The 12,100-nt window shown below is 65.0% G+C and carries 13 protein-coding genes and 1 riboswitch; of the genes, 3 read left to right on the top strand and 10 right to left on the bottom strand.

Features of this window, described 5'->3' with window-relative positions; genetic code table 11:
- Positions 1–182: 182 nt before the first annotated feature.
- The 7 genes from NLM33_RS19400 to NLM33_RS19370 form a co-directional block, all read right to left on the bottom strand.
- Positions 183–695 carry a mismatch-specific DNA-glycosylase gene (locus NLM33_RS19400; protein WP_254097691.1) on the bottom strand — a complete coding sequence of 171 codons (513 nt, stop codon included), beginning with the start codon at positions 693–695 and terminating at the stop codon, positions 183–185.
- Between the two features lie 147 nt (positions 696–842).
- A complete protein-coding gene (gene thiC, locus NLM33_RS19395) occupies positions 843–2,741 on the bottom strand; it encodes a phosphomethylpyrimidine synthase ThiC (protein WP_254097689.1) in 1,899 nt (632 codons plus the stop codon).
- A gap of 191 nt (positions 2,742–2,932) precedes the next feature.
- Positions 2,933–3,544, bottom strand: coding sequence for a thiamine phosphate synthase (locus NLM33_RS19390; RefSeq protein ID WP_254097687.1), 612 nt, complete (start codon positions 3,542–3,544; stop codon positions 2,933–2,935).
- On the bottom strand, positions 3,531–4,313 hold the full coding sequence (locus NLM33_RS19385) for a thiazole synthase (protein ID WP_254097685.1): 783 nt from the start codon (positions 4,311–4,313) through the stop codon (positions 3,531–3,533). The genes NLM33_RS19390 and NLM33_RS19385 overlap by 14 nt, the downstream gene beginning before the upstream one ends.
- Before the next feature lie 169 nt (positions 4,314–4,482).
- On the bottom strand, positions 4,483–4,680 hold the full coding sequence (gene thiS / locus NLM33_RS19380) for a sulfur carrier protein ThiS (protein ID WP_254097684.1): 198 nt from the start codon (positions 4,678–4,680) through the stop codon (positions 4,483–4,485).
- Between the two features lie 7 nt (positions 4,681–4,687).
- Entirely contained in the window at positions 4,688–5,698 is a 1,011-nt protein-coding gene (locus NLM33_RS19375) for an FAD-dependent oxidoreductase (RefSeq protein WP_254097683.1), read from the bottom strand.
- Positions 5,686–5,814: riboswitch (TPP riboswitch) on the bottom strand. Its footprint overlaps the gene before it by 13 nt.
- Before the next feature lie 193 nt (positions 5,815–6,007).
- Positions 6,008–6,538, bottom strand: coding sequence for a lytic transglycosylase domain-containing protein (locus NLM33_RS19370; RefSeq protein WP_254097682.1), 531 nt, complete (start codon positions 6,536–6,538; stop codon positions 6,008–6,010).
- 273 nt (positions 6,539–6,811) lie between these two features.
- On the opposite strand from NLM33_RS19370, the gene NLM33_RS19365 reads away from it, so the two are divergent.
- Complete coding sequence (locus NLM33_RS19365; protein ID WP_254105836.1) at positions 6,812–7,036, top strand: hypothetical protein; 225 nt, start codon at positions 6,812–6,814, stop codon at positions 7,034–7,036.
- Between the two features lie 10 nt (positions 7,037–7,046).
- On the opposite strand, the gene NLM33_RS19360 is transcribed toward NLM33_RS19365, so the two are convergent.
- Complete coding sequence (locus tag NLM33_RS19360; RefSeq protein ID WP_254097681.1) at positions 7,047–8,375, bottom strand: ATP-binding protein; 1,329 nt, start codon at positions 8,373–8,375, stop codon at positions 7,047–7,049.
- Positions 8,376–8,391: 16 nt separating this feature from the next.
- Entirely contained in the window at positions 8,392–9,132 is a 741-nt protein-coding gene (locus NLM33_RS19355) for a response regulator (protein ID WP_254097680.1), read from the bottom strand.
- A 181-nt stretch (positions 9,133–9,313) separates the two neighbouring features.
- Here NLM33_RS19355 and NLM33_RS19350 point away from each other — a divergent pair, with 181 nt between their 5' ends.
- Together NLM33_RS19350 and NLM33_RS19345 are read left to right on the top strand one after the other, a co-directional pair.
- Entirely contained in the window at positions 9,314–9,904 is a 591-nt protein-coding gene (locus NLM33_RS19350) for a hypothetical protein (RefSeq protein WP_254097678.1), read from the top strand.
- A 233-nt stretch (positions 9,905–10,137) separates the two neighbouring features.
- A complete protein-coding gene (locus NLM33_RS19345; protein ID WP_254097676.1) occupies positions 10,138–10,668 on the top strand; it encodes a PRC-barrel domain-containing protein in 531 nt (176 codons plus the stop codon).
- 147 nt (positions 10,669–10,815) lie between these two features.
- On the opposite strand, the gene NLM33_RS19340 is transcribed toward NLM33_RS19345, so the two are convergent.
- A complete protein-coding gene (locus NLM33_RS19340; protein ID WP_254097674.1) occupies positions 10,816–12,027 on the bottom strand; it encodes an ABC transporter substrate-binding protein in 1,212 nt (403 codons plus the stop codon).
- Positions 12,028–12,100 lie beyond the last annotated feature (73 nt).

The following is a 12,100-nucleotide window of genomic DNA, read 5'->3' as shown; positions in this document are numbered from 1 at the left end:
CGACGTTGCCAAATCCCCGCCGTCGTCCCGGCGAAGGCCGGGACCCATACCGCGTGATCTATCAGTTGCGAGTGGTCGTAGTACCGAACGACGAGTCTTCGCCAAACCTCTCCCTGGGGTTATGGGTCCCGGCGCCTTCGCCGGGACGACGGCGGAATGTAACGGGCTGTTGTTCGCCGATCCTATGAACCGATCCACGCCGCAAGCTCCCGCCACGGCTCCAGCGTCCAATGCCCGGACGCCGCGCCTGATGGCGACGGCAGCACGAACACCTCGGCCGGACATTCATCGTGCGGCTGCCGCCCAAGCGAAATCGTGCTCGACGGTCTGCCATAAAACAGGCTCGCCGCCTTCTTGCTGGTGAACGCAATCGTCTTCGGACGATACCTCTCTATCTTGATCCGAAACCCCGCCACGTCGATCGTTTCAGCCTCGATCTGGTGATCCATCCCGGCGCCCGACTTGGAGAGATCGGTGAAGCCGATCCCGAGTTCGAGCAGCGCGGCGAACTCGCTCGGCTGATAGCGCCGCGGCGTGATGCCGGCTTCATGGATCGCCCGCCAGAAGCGATTGCCGGGATGGGCGTAGTAGTGCCCGAGCTCGGCCGAACGCGTGCTGGCGGCGGTGCCGACGAAGACGAGGCGGAGGTTTTCGCGGAGCTGGTCGGGGAGGCGGTGCAGATCGCTGTCGGACATCGAAGGGGCCAAATGAACTTGCATTGAGCTGAGGCTGCGATCGCTCTCGTTTAGGTGCTTCTCTGATAAACAGAAAGCCGGGCTTTCGCCCGGCTTCTTCACTTTTGAAGGTTGCCCGGGTCAAGCCCGGACACGGAGCGGAGAGCCTCACAGCACCCGATTGCTCTCCTTCACCTTCTCCGCATCCAGGTACACGCTTGAGCCCATCTCCTTGAACTTCTCGCTCATCTTGGCCATGCCGTCCTCGATGCTGCCTTGCATCGACATGCCGACCGCTGCCGGATCGTTCAGCGTCGCCGCATAGTCGCGCACGTCCTGCGTGATCTTCATCGAGCAGAATTTCGGGCCGCACATCGAGCAGAAATGCGCGACCTTGTGGGCTTCCTTCGGCAGGGTTTCGTCGTGGAAGCTCTTTGCGGTGTCCGGATCGAGGCCGAGGTTGAACTGGTCGGTCCAGCGGAATTCGAAACGGGCGCGGGAGAGGGCGTCGTCGCGCAGTTGCGCGGCGGGGTGGCCCTTGGCGAGATCGGAGGCGTGGGCCGCGATCTTGTAGGTGATGACGCCGGTCTTGACGTCGTTGCGGTCGGGCAGGCCGAGATGCTCCTTCGGCGTGACGTAGCAGAGCATGGCGCAGCCGAACCAGCCGATCATGGCCGCACCGATGCCGGAGGTGATGTGGTCGTAGCCCGGCGCGATGTCGGTGGTCAGCGGTCCAAGCGTGTAGAACGGCGCCTCGCCACATTCCTTGAGCTGCTTGTCCATGTTGATCTTGATCTTGTGCATCGGCACGTGGCCGGGGCCTTCGATCATGACCTGGCAGCCCTTGTCCCACGCGATCTTGGTGAGCTCACCGAGCGTCTCGAGCTCGGCAAACTGTGCGCGGTCGTTGGCATCCGCGATCGAGCCCGGACGCAGGCCGTCGCCGAGCGAGAACGAGACGTCATATTTGCGCATGAGATCGCAGATCTCGTCGAAATGGGTGTAGAGGAAACTCTCCTTGTGATGCGCCAGGCACCACTTCGCCATGATCGAACCGCCGCGCGACACGATGCCGGTGACGCGGTTGGCGGTGAGGTGGATGTATTGCAGGCGCACGCCGGCGTGGATGGTGAAATAGTCGACGCCCTGCTCGCACTGCTCGATCAGCGTGTCCTTGTAGAGCTCCCAGGTCAGCTTGACGGGATCGCCGTCGCACTTCTCCAGCGCCTGGTAGATCGGCACGGTGCCGATCGGCACCGGCGCGTTGCGCAGGATCCATTCGCGGGTGGTGTGGATGTTGCGGCCCGTGGAGAGGTCCATCACGGTGTCGGCGCCCCAGCGGATCGCCCACACCATCTTCTCGACCTCTTCCTCGACCGACGAGGTCACGGCCGAGTTGCCGATATTGGCGTTGATCTTGGTGAGGAAGTTGCGGCCGATGATCATCGGCTCGAGCTCGCTGTGGTTGATGTTGCTCGGAATGATGGCGCGGCCGCGCGCGATCTCGGAGCGTACGAACTCCGGCGTGATGAAGGCGGGCACCGCGGCGCCGAAGCTTTCGCCGTCGGCAAGCGCCGCTTCCGCGCGTTCGAGCTGCTGCTTGCGGCCAAGGTTTTCGCGGGCGGCGACGTAGATCATCTCCTTGGTGATGATGCCGGCGCGGGCGAACTCGAGCTGCGTGATCTTGTGGCCGTCGAGGCCGCGCAGCGGCTTGTGATAAGCGCTGAACGCGCGCGCCGCCTTCTCGGCGGAGACGCTGCCATTGTCCTCCGGTTTGATCGTGCGGCCCTCATATTCCTCCACGCCGCCGCGCTCCAGCACCCAGGCCTTGCGGTTGCGGGACAGGCCGGCGTTAACGTCGATCGTCACGCTCGGATCGGTGTAGGGGCCGGAGGTGTCATATACCGGCAGGTTCGGCTCGCCCGCGCCTTCCGAGAGGATGATCTCGCGCAGCGGCACGCGCAGATCGGGCGCCGCATCGGGCGAGGCAAAGATCTTGCGCGAGGAGGGCAGCGGGCCGGTGGTGACGGCGGGGACGGTCTTGTCGGGATTGGAGCGGATGTTCATGAAAGATCCTCCTTTAAATTCCTGGATGCATTGTCGATCTCGTCATCCCCGGTGCGAGCGCGTAGCGCTCGTCGCTGAGGTGCTCGCGGAACGCGAGCCTCGAAGGATGAACGAGCCGGGCCGTCGCCCTTCGAGGGCCGCTGAAGAAGCGGCCACCTCAGGGTGACGGGATGAAGAGTTGGGGACGTGCATCACGCAGCCTCCTTGCTACCAAGCCCAAGCCATTGCCGCACCCTCGCGTCCGGGTCGGCATTTTGCGTGACGTCAGAGACGACGGCGATGGAATCCGCGCCCGCCGCATAAATCTCCGCGGCGTTCTCGAACTTGATGCCGCCGATTGCAACCAGCGGGATGTGGCCTATGCGCTTCTTCCATTCGGTGATCTTCGGAATGCCCTGCGGCTCGAAGCGCATCGATTTCAGCGTGGTGAAGAAGATCGGGCCCAGCGCGACATAGTCGGGCTGCGCGTCAAGTGCGGTCGCAAGCTCCGCCTCGTCATGGGTGGAGATGCCGAGCGTCAGGCCGGCATCGCGGATGGCCTTGAGGTCGGCGTCGACCAGATCCTCCTGGCCGAGATGCAGATGCTTTGCGCCCGCGACGATCGCCGCGCGCCAATAATCGTTCACGACGAGTTTTGCTTGCGTGCCCTGGGTGACGGCGAGCGCATCGGTGACGATCTGGAGCGCCTCGGCGTCGTTGAGATTTTTCGCGCGGAGCTGGATCGTGCCGACGCCGAGCTTGGCCAGGCGCTCGACCCAGGCAAGGCTGTCGACGACCGCGTAGAAAGGATCAGGATACGGCATGCCAGAACGGGGTCCCAACGACAGGGGTTGACGGGGAGGCGAAGTCGCGGGCGTTCATCAGCCCGGCCTCATAAGCGGTGCGGCCGGCCTCGACGCCGAGGCGGAAGGCATTCGCCATCGCCACGGGATCGGCGGCTTTGGCGATCGCGGTGTTGAGCAGCACGGCGTCATAGCCGAGCTCGAGTGCGTGCGCCGCATGGCTCGGCGCGCCGATGCCGGCGTCGACCACCAGCGTGATGTCGGGCAGCCGCTCGCGCAGCAGTTTCAGCGCGTCGCGATTGGTGATGCCCTTGGCGCTGCCGATCGGCGCAGCCCACGGCATCACCACCTTGCAGCCGGCGTCGACCAGGCGGTTCGCGACCGAGAGATCCTCGGTGCAATAGGGGAAGACCTCAAAGCCGTCCTTGATCAGGATGGTGGCGGCTTCGACCAGGCCGACGACGTCGGGCTGGAGCGTGTCGTTGTCGGCGATGACTTCCAGCTTGATCCAGGACGTCCCGAACAATTCGCGCGCGAGCTTTGCGGTGGTCACCGCCTCGCGCACGCTGCGGCAGCCGGCCGTGTTCGGCAGCACGGTGACGTCGAGCTCGCGGATCAGGTTCCAGAAGGTGTCGCCCGTCTTGCCGCCGGCGGCCTCGCGTCGCAGCGACACGGTGACGATGTTCGAGCCCGAGGCGCGGATCGCTCCTTGCATGATCGCCGGCGAGGGATAGAGCGCGCTGCCGATCAGGAGGCGGGAGGCGAAGGATTTGCCGTAGAAGGTCACCATGTCTTTAATTTCCTTGCGGGCAACTTGCGAGGATCGTCATCCTGAGGTGCGCGCACTTGCGCGCCTCGAAGGATGACAGCAACGCGCGCGGCCATCCTTCGAGGCGAGCCGAAGGCGGCTCGCACCTCAGGATGACGGCGGAACTCGTGGTGGCAGGCCAACATCATCCTCACCCTCCCTGCCGCGGCGTGATGATCTCGATCTCGTCGCCGGCCTTGAGCTCTGTCTCGGCCCAGCGGCTTTTCGGCACCACGTCGTAATTGAGCGCGATGGCGAAATGCGTGCCCTCGTAGTCGAGCTCGGTGAGCAGCGTGTCGACGCTTACCGAGCTCACCTCGCGTTGCTCGCCGTTGATGATCAAACGCATTGGACGATCACGCGCATTGCATCACCTCATTGTCGATCTGGCCGCGCTCGACGTAAGCGAGCGTCAGCTCGGCGAGCGCCGGCGCGATCAGGAAGCCGTGGCGGTAGAGCCCGTTGACCGCGATCCTGTCGCCGCGAACGCCGATGCGCGGCAGATTGTCGGGGAAGGCGGGGCGAAGACCCGAGCCGAATTCGACGATGCGGGCTTCGCCAAAGGCCGGATGCACGGCATAGGCCGCGCCCAGCAGCTCCAGCGCCGAGCGGACGCTGACGCCGGTGTCCTCCGCCTCGATCGAGGTCGCACCCAGCATGAACAGGCCCGCCTCGCGCGGGATCACGTAGAGCGGCCAGCGTGGATGGATCAGCCGGACCGGGCGCGCAAGCTGCACCTCGCTGGTCTCGATCAGGATCATCTCGCCCTTGACGCCGCGCAGCTCCGATTGTTCCTCTCGCGCCACGAGCCCGCGGCAATCGATCACGATGCCGTCGAGATCCTCAGCGCTGACGTCGCTGGAAAACTTGATGGTGCCGCCGGCGGCGCGAATGCGCTCGTGCAGCTTCGGCAGCACGCGGCGCGGCTCGACATGGCCCTCGGTCGGGAAGAACAGTGCCTCGCGGAAGCGCCCTTCGAGCGACGGCTCGAGCCCGGCAAGACCGGCGGCATCGAGCCGCTGATGGCCCTCCGTCATCCTCGCAAAGCGCTCGAAATCGTTGCGCTCGCGCGGGAGCGCCACCACCAGCGAGCCGTTGAACGGCGTATCCGGCAATTCGCGCCGCCAGATGTCGAGGGAGCGCAGGCCCAGCCGGCTGATGATGGGCTCGGCCACCTCGGCCTCGCAATAGGGCGCGAGCATGCCGCCGGCCCAGTGGCTGGTGGCGTCCGTCATGCCTGCGTCACTGCGCTCGTGCAGAGTGACGGCGTGGCCGGCCTGCGCGAACAACAGCGCCTGCCAAGCCCCTGCGATGCCTGCGCCGATGATGGAAACCGGTGAATCCGGTCGTTTGGTCGTCTGGTACATCCCTGTCCCTTCGCCGGCATGACCCGGATCAGGTTCAAAGGGTCACCGCGGTTCTGGGCGGGCTTGCCCATTTAGCGGTATCTCAGCTCCTCCTCGGAGCACCCCTCGGAACGGCGCTAATGTATGCAAGTGACGCTGTGTGTCAACGCGTCTTACGGGAACTTCACCGGTCTCGTGCCCCGGACGCAGCGCAGCGCGCCGCTCTTTGCGGCGTGGTGCGCTGCTGAGCCGGGGCCGATCGATGCGTGGCGCTGGGTCCCGGCTCTGCGCAGCAGCGTTTCACGCTGCAGCGCGTCCGGGACACGAGAGCTATTTCTGGTCCTGCGCCCTCGCGTTGGTGACGTTTCGCGCCATCCGCTTGTGCGGGGCGAACATCGGCTGCGGATTGCCATTCGGCTCGAGCCAGGCGTTGCCCAATGCATCCGCCTGCTGGGCAGCCTGAAGCCGCTGCTGCTTTGCGGCGTAGTAATAGCCGCCTGCATAATAATGTATGGCTCGGCCGTAATCGCCATTGGCGGCGCGATAGGCGCCGGCGAGATATTTCACGGCATAGGTGAGATTGGTCTCGGGATCGCGCAGGCCGGCGGCGTCGCCGGTGTAGCCGACCCCGCGGGCGGTCGCGAGCTTGATCTGCATCAGCCCGATCGTGCCACCGTGGCCGACCAGATGCGGCTGATAGCGGCTTTCACGCATGATCACGCGATGCACCAGCGCTTCCGGCACGCCGTTCGCGCGCGCATGTGCCGCAACCATCTCGGCGTACTCCGCTTCGCCCGCGACTGCAGCGTGCGGCAATGACAATCCGGCCGCGATTGCGGCGGCAACGATTAAAGTTTTCATCGAATATCTCTCGGTCCAGATGGCCTGCACCCGTCCGCGTTAGGCCCGTGGAACACGGCGATGATGTGGCGAAACGCCGCCGTCAAAAATTTCGGTCGCGCCGTCGTCTTTACGACTTAAACATGCGTTAAGTTCTCCGCAGGTGAGGTGCAGCAGGCTGAGGCCGCACGCGACAGCGTGCCTGTCCATTCGCGCATCCCCTGAAGAATGGCCAAAAAAAACCAAATCAAAAAAACGCGTATCGGGAGACGTGCCATGACCAGATCAGATTTGATGCAATCAGACCTGACGCACTCTGACCTGATTCAATCGGACATCGGCGACATCCCCAGGCAGAACCCATGCGCGCAATGCGGCACGCCGATCGCGCACCCCGACTGGATCGAGCCGGGCAATGGCCGGGTCTCCTATCTCTGGAAATGCCGCGCCTGCGGCTATCGCTTCGAGGCGATCGCGATCTACGACGAGCCGGCTCCCGAGCACGCGCTCGCCGCCTGAGGCCTTGGCGTCACGCTGCCAGGCTGTTCGGCTGCCAGACCGGCAGCTGCATGCGCACGATCAGGCCGTTCGGCTGGCGGTCATGCAGCGACAGCTCGCCGCCATGGGCGATCGCTATCGCACGTGCGATGGAGAGGCCGAGCCCGAAGCCGGTGGTGTCGTCCATGTTGCGCGCGTCGTCGCCGCGCACGAACGGCTCCAGCATGTCCTGCTTGCGCTCGTCGGAAATGCCGGGACCGTCGTCCTCGACATCGATCGTCAGCCTGGTGCCGGAGACGCCGAGGCGGATCGTCACCTCGGCGCCGAAGCGCACCGCATTCTCGACGAGGTTGGTGATGCCGCGATGCAAATCGTCGGGACGCGCCGCAGCGGTCGCTTGCGCAGGGCCGTCGTAGTACACGGTGTGGCCCATGTCGGCGAACTGGTCGGCGATCAGTTGCAGCGTGCTTGCGATGTCGACCAGCGTCACCGCCTCTATCCTGCGGTCGTTGCGCAAGAGCGAGAGCACCGATTCCAGCATTGCGCGCATCTGGTCGAGGTCGATCAGCATGCGCTTGCGATGCGTCTCGTCCTCGATGAACTCCGCGCGCAGGCGCAGCCGCGTGATCGGCGTGCGCAGGTCATGGCTGATCGCCGCCAGCATCTTGGTGCGATCGGCCATCAGCCCAGCGATCCGCTCCTGCATGCGGTTGAGCGCGCGCGCGACGGAACGGATCTCCTCGGGCCCGCGCTCGGGCAGGGGCTCGGCGGTGCCGTCGAGGCTGAAACCTTCGGCGGCGCGCGCAAAGGATGACAGCGGGCGGGCGAGCGCATGCGCGGCCCACAGGCCCAGCATGGTGACGCTGATCAGCGCGAACAGCAGCGTCATCATCCACGGCCCGCCCCAGAACCGCGGCGGCCGCGGCTCCGGCTCGACGCGACCGGTAATCATCGTGCCGTCGGGCAACTGGACGCCGACCCGGTGCGCGCCGCCCTCGGGCGACAGCGTCATCACCTTGTAGCCGTGACCGAGGTGTCGGCGCATGCCGTGCAGGTGCTGGCCTTCGGTGTCCTCGATTGCAGCGGCCGCGCCTGGCGCGAGCTCGACGATGTCGAGCGTGGGAAACGCGCGGGCGATATCGGCGATGAGCCGCGGCCGCTCGCTCGCGCCGGCGCTGCCGAGCAGCAGCGCGGCATTGGCCAGTTGATGCGAGCTGTCCGGCGGCATCTCGGCACGGTCCGGCCGGCTGATCAGGAAGCTGGCGGTGAGGATCAAATGAAGCGCGATGATCGACGCCACGACGAGGGCAGCGATCTGTCCGCCAATGCTCCTGAGATGGAAGAACCCGAACAGATTCATGGCGGGCCGCTTTGGGTCAGCTATTCAGGGTCGCCGTAACCGCTTCCGTCCTCGGCGTGAACAGATAGCCGCCCGAGCGCACCGTCTTGATGATGGTGGGATCCTGCGGGTTGGGTTCGATCTTGCGGCGGATGCGGCTGACCAGCACGTCGATCGAGCGCTCGAACGAGCCGGTGGCACGGCCCTGCGTGAGGTCCAGCAGGCTGTCGCGCGACAGCACGCGGCCGGGCCGCTCGCAGAAGGTGCGCAGCAGGTCGAACTCGGCGCTCGTCATCGCCACGCGCGCGCCGTCGGGGTTGCGCAGCTCGCGCAGCCGCAGGTCGATGCGCCAGCCCTCGAAGGCCAGCGTGCTCGCGCCTTCGATCGAGCTGGCGGCCTGTGCTGCGGCCTGCCGGCGCAGCACCGCGTTGATGCGGGCCAGGAGCTCGCGCGGATTGAACGGTTTCGGCAGGTAGTCGTCCGCGCCCATCTCGAGCCCGACGATGCGGTCGACGTCCTCGCCGCGCGCGGTCAGCATGATGATCGGCGTCTGCGCCTCCGAGCGCACCTTGCGGCAGAGGCTGAGCCCGTCCTCGCCGGGCAGCATGACGTCGAGGATGATCAGGTCGACGCGATGGTCGGCCATCGCGCGCGCCATCTCGCGGCCGTCGCTGACGGCGGTGACGTTGCAGGCGTTGTTGCGCAGGTATTTCGCAATCAACGTCCGGGTTTCTCGGTCGTCCTCGACGACCAGGATGTTGGGCGAAGGAATAGCCATGTGCTCTGTTTGTCGGAGATTCGTCTCGAGTGGCGAAGTTTTTTGTTTCTGGATGTTTCTAAAGGCCCTTTCCGCAATGTCCGGTAACGACTCGAACGGGGTGCGGCAAGGTCTTGTTAAGGCCGTTAACCATATCGTGACGCCGTCAGTTTAGGAACCCCGCAAAACCCACGGAGCCATCATGACTTCGATCTCGGCGGCCTCCGCCGGCACCTACCAGTCGCCGCTGCAGCGGTTGCAGCAGGAATTGCAGTCGGAGGTCTCCGCCGGCACGGTCTCCTCGTCGGATCAATCCGCGCTGTCGACCGCGCTCACCGACATCGATTCGGCGATCCAGCAGAGCCGGTCCAGCGACTCCTCGAGCGGCACCCAGTCGTCGCCCGACGACATGAAGTCCAAGATCGACGACCTGATCGCGAACGAGGTCTCGAACGGCACGCTGACCTCCGATCAGGCGACCGAGCTGAAGGGCGTGTTCCAGTCCGCCTTCGCCAACGGCCCGGGCGGCGCGGGTGGTCCGGGAGGTGCGGGCGGACCGCCGCCCGGCCCGCCGCCGTCGGACGACAGCTCGTCCACCTCGTCCAGCTCCTCGACGGACTCGACGAGCAGCACTTCGAGCGACAGCTCCACCGCCGAGATCCTCCAGCAATTCCTCCAGGCGCTCCAGCAATCGATGTCGTCGTCGACGTCGTCCTACGGCGCTTCCGGAAATGCGAACAGCTCATCGAGCAGCTCGCAGATCTCCGCACTGCTCATCGACTACAAGACCTGACCGCGACGCCAGGTCGGCGCAGTCCCCGTCGTCACTCATTCTTCTCCCAGGGAGCATGAGAGTCGGCGGGGAACTGTGCGTGCCTTCGCGGTCGATTCAAAATCGTCTCGCTGCGGAACTTGCTTCGCGACGCAGTGCGCGCGAAACGCGTGACGAAATTGCCGCAGGTTAGGAACTGCGGGCCAACATGCGCGGTTCTCTCCACACGAGTTTTCGATCAAGGAGAGGACATCATGTTGATGAGATCGATCGCGGCCGGCCTTGCCGGTTCCGCGTTGCTTGTAACCGTCGCGTTCGCCCAGAATCCGACGACCACCACCGACAAGGCGCCGAACGCGGCCGCCACGACGACGACAGCGAACTCGGCCTCGGGTGACTGGCGCGGGTCGAAGATGGTGGGCTTGAAGGTCTATAACGAGGCCAACGAGAGCGTCGGCTCGATCAACGATCTGTTGGTGGACAAGAGCGGCAACATCAAGCTCGTCGTGCTCGGCGTCGGCGGCTTCCTCGGCATGGGCGAGCACCTCGTCGCAGTGCCGTTCGACAAGGTGAAGTTCTCGACCGAGCCGGTGTCCTATGGCACCGCCAGCAATGCGAACCCGCCTGGCCGTCCGGCCTCGACCACGACCACGGGCGCTGCTCCGGCCACCAACACGGCGCCGGCTGCGACGTCATTGACGTCGAAGTGGTATCCGGACCACGCGGTGTTCAACGCGACCAAGGACGAGCTGAAGAAGATGCCGGAGTTCAAGTACGCCGAGTAGTGCGGCGTTGACGTTCAAACGCAACGCGCCCGGTTTGTCCGGGCGCCTTGTCGTCTGTGTCTTCATAAGGAGATATCGACCCTCACCCTGAGGAAGGATGAGGAGTGACTGGACCCGCAGCATCGCGGATCGTCGATCCCAATCGGCTCAGTGGCCCACCAGCGGGCAGCCGCCCTTGTCGAGCGGTCGGAACGCCTCGTCGCCCGGCACGGTGGCGATCAGCTTGTAGAGGTCCCACTCGCCCTTGGACTCCTCGGGCTTCTTGACCTCGAACAGATACATGTCGTGGACCATGCGGCCGTCGATGCGGATCTTGCCATTCTTGGCGAAGAAATCGTTGACCGGGGTTGCGCGCATCTGCTCCATCACCTTCGGCGCCTCGTCGGTCTTGATGGCCTCGATCGCCTTCAGATAGTGCATGGTCGCCGAATAGAGCCCGGCCTGGATCATGGTCGGCATGTGCCCGACCTTGTCGTTGAAGCGCTTTGAGAAGGCGCGCGTCTCGTCGTTCATGTCCCAATAGAAAGCATCGGTGACGATCAGGCCCTGCGTGGCCTTGATTCCGAGCGAGCGCGTGTCGGTGATCTCCTGCAACAGCGCGATCATCTTCTGGCCGCCTTGCGTGAGGCCGAACTCGGAGGCCTGCTTCAGCGCGTTGGTGGTGTCGCCGCCGGCATTGGCCAGCGCCACCACCTTGGCCTTGGAGGCCTGTGCCTGGAGCAGGAAGGAGGAGAAGTCGGAGGAGTTGAGCGGATGGCGGACGTCGCCGAGCACCTTGCCGCCGCTCTCCTTCACGACGTTGGCGGCGTCGCGCTCCAGCGCTTGGCCGAAGGCGTAGTCGGCGGTGACGAAGAACCAGGTGTCCTCGCCGCGCTTCACCATCGCCTTGCCGGCGACGTTCGACAGCGCATAGGTGTCGTAGGTCCAGTGCACGGTGTTGGGCGAGCAGGCAACACCAGTGATGTCCGACGAGCCGCCGCCCGAGTTGATGTTGATCTTGTTCTTCTCGCGCGTCAGCGCCGAGATCGGCAGTGCCACCGAGGAGGTCGGCACATCGAAGATCGCGTCGACTTTCTCGTTATCGTACCAGTTGCGCGCGATGTTGACGCCGACGTCGGGCTTGTTCTGATGGTCGGCGGCGACCACCTCGACCGGCTTGCCGGCGACCTTGCCGCCATAATCGGCGACCGCCATCTGCACGGCGGCGAGCGAGCCCTTGCCGGTGGCGTCCGCATAGAGGCTCGACATGTCCGTGAGCACGCCGATCTTGACGACGTCGTCGGAAATCTGCGCCTGCGCCGCGCCGGAGCTGGCCGCAACAGCAAGACTCGCCGCGAGCGCGGCAAACAGTTTATGCATGGTTGTTCTCCCTGAGCGTTGTTCTTTGGGCTTCGTTGTAGGGGAGCAGTTCTAGCGGCTATCGGCGGCCGCA

The sequence above is a fragment of the Bradyrhizobium sp. CCGUVB1N3 genome (assembly GCF_024199925.1).
GTDB lineage: Bacteria > Pseudomonadota > Alphaproteobacteria > Rhizobiales > Xanthobacteraceae > Bradyrhizobium.
The sequence above is the reverse complement of the archived record's forward strand: the minus strand, read 5'-3'. Positions and strand labels throughout refer to the sequence as shown.

Coding starts and splice junctions, on each gene's coding strand:
- NLM33_RS19375 (WP_254097683.1), bottom strand. CDS start 5,698: ATGTACCAGACGACCAAACGACCGGATTCACCGGTTTCCATCATCGGC.
- NLM33_RS19355 (WP_254097680.1), bottom strand. CDS start 9,132: ATGGCTATTCCTTCGCCCAACATCCTGGTCGTCGAGGACGACCGAGAA.
- NLM33_RS19345 (WP_254097676.1), top strand. CDS start 10,138: ATGTTGATGAGATCGATCGCGGCCGGCCTTGCCGGTTCCGCGTTGCTT.
- NLM33_RS19360 (WP_254097681.1), bottom strand. CDS start 8,375: ATGAATCTGTTCGGGTTCTTCCATCTCAGGAGCATTGGCGGACAGATC.
- NLM33_RS19370 (WP_254097682.1), bottom strand. CDS start 6,538: ATGAAAACTTTAATCGTTGCCGCCGCAATCGCGGCCGGATTGTCATTG.
- NLM33_RS19350 (WP_254097678.1), top strand. CDS start 9,314: ATGACTTCGATCTCGGCGGCCTCCGCCGGCACCTACCAGTCGCCGCTG.
- thiS (WP_254097684.1), bottom strand. CDS start 4,680: ATGCGTTTGATCATCAACGGCGAGCAACGCGAGGTGAGCTCGGTAAGC.
- thiC (WP_254097689.1), bottom strand. CDS start 2,741: ATGAACATCCGCTCCAATCCCGACAAGACCGTCCCCGCCGTCACCACC.
- NLM33_RS19340 (WP_254097674.1), bottom strand. CDS start 12,027: ATGCATAAACTGTTTGCCGCGCTCGCGGCGAGTCTTGCTGTTGCGGCC.
- NLM33_RS19365 (WP_254105836.1), top strand. CDS start 6,812: ATGCAATCAGACCTGACGCACTCTGACCTGATTCAATCGGACATCGGC.
- NLM33_RS19400 (WP_254097691.1), bottom strand. CDS start 695: ATGTCCGACAGCGATCTGCACCGCCTCCCCGACCAGCTCCGCGAAAAC.
- NLM33_RS19390 (WP_254097687.1), bottom strand. CDS start 3,544: ATGCCGTATCCTGATCCTTTCTACGCGGTCGTCGACAGCCTTGCCTGG.
- NLM33_RS19385 (WP_254097685.1), bottom strand. CDS start 4,313: ATGGTGACCTTCTACGGCAAATCCTTCGCCTCCCGCCTCCTGATCGGC.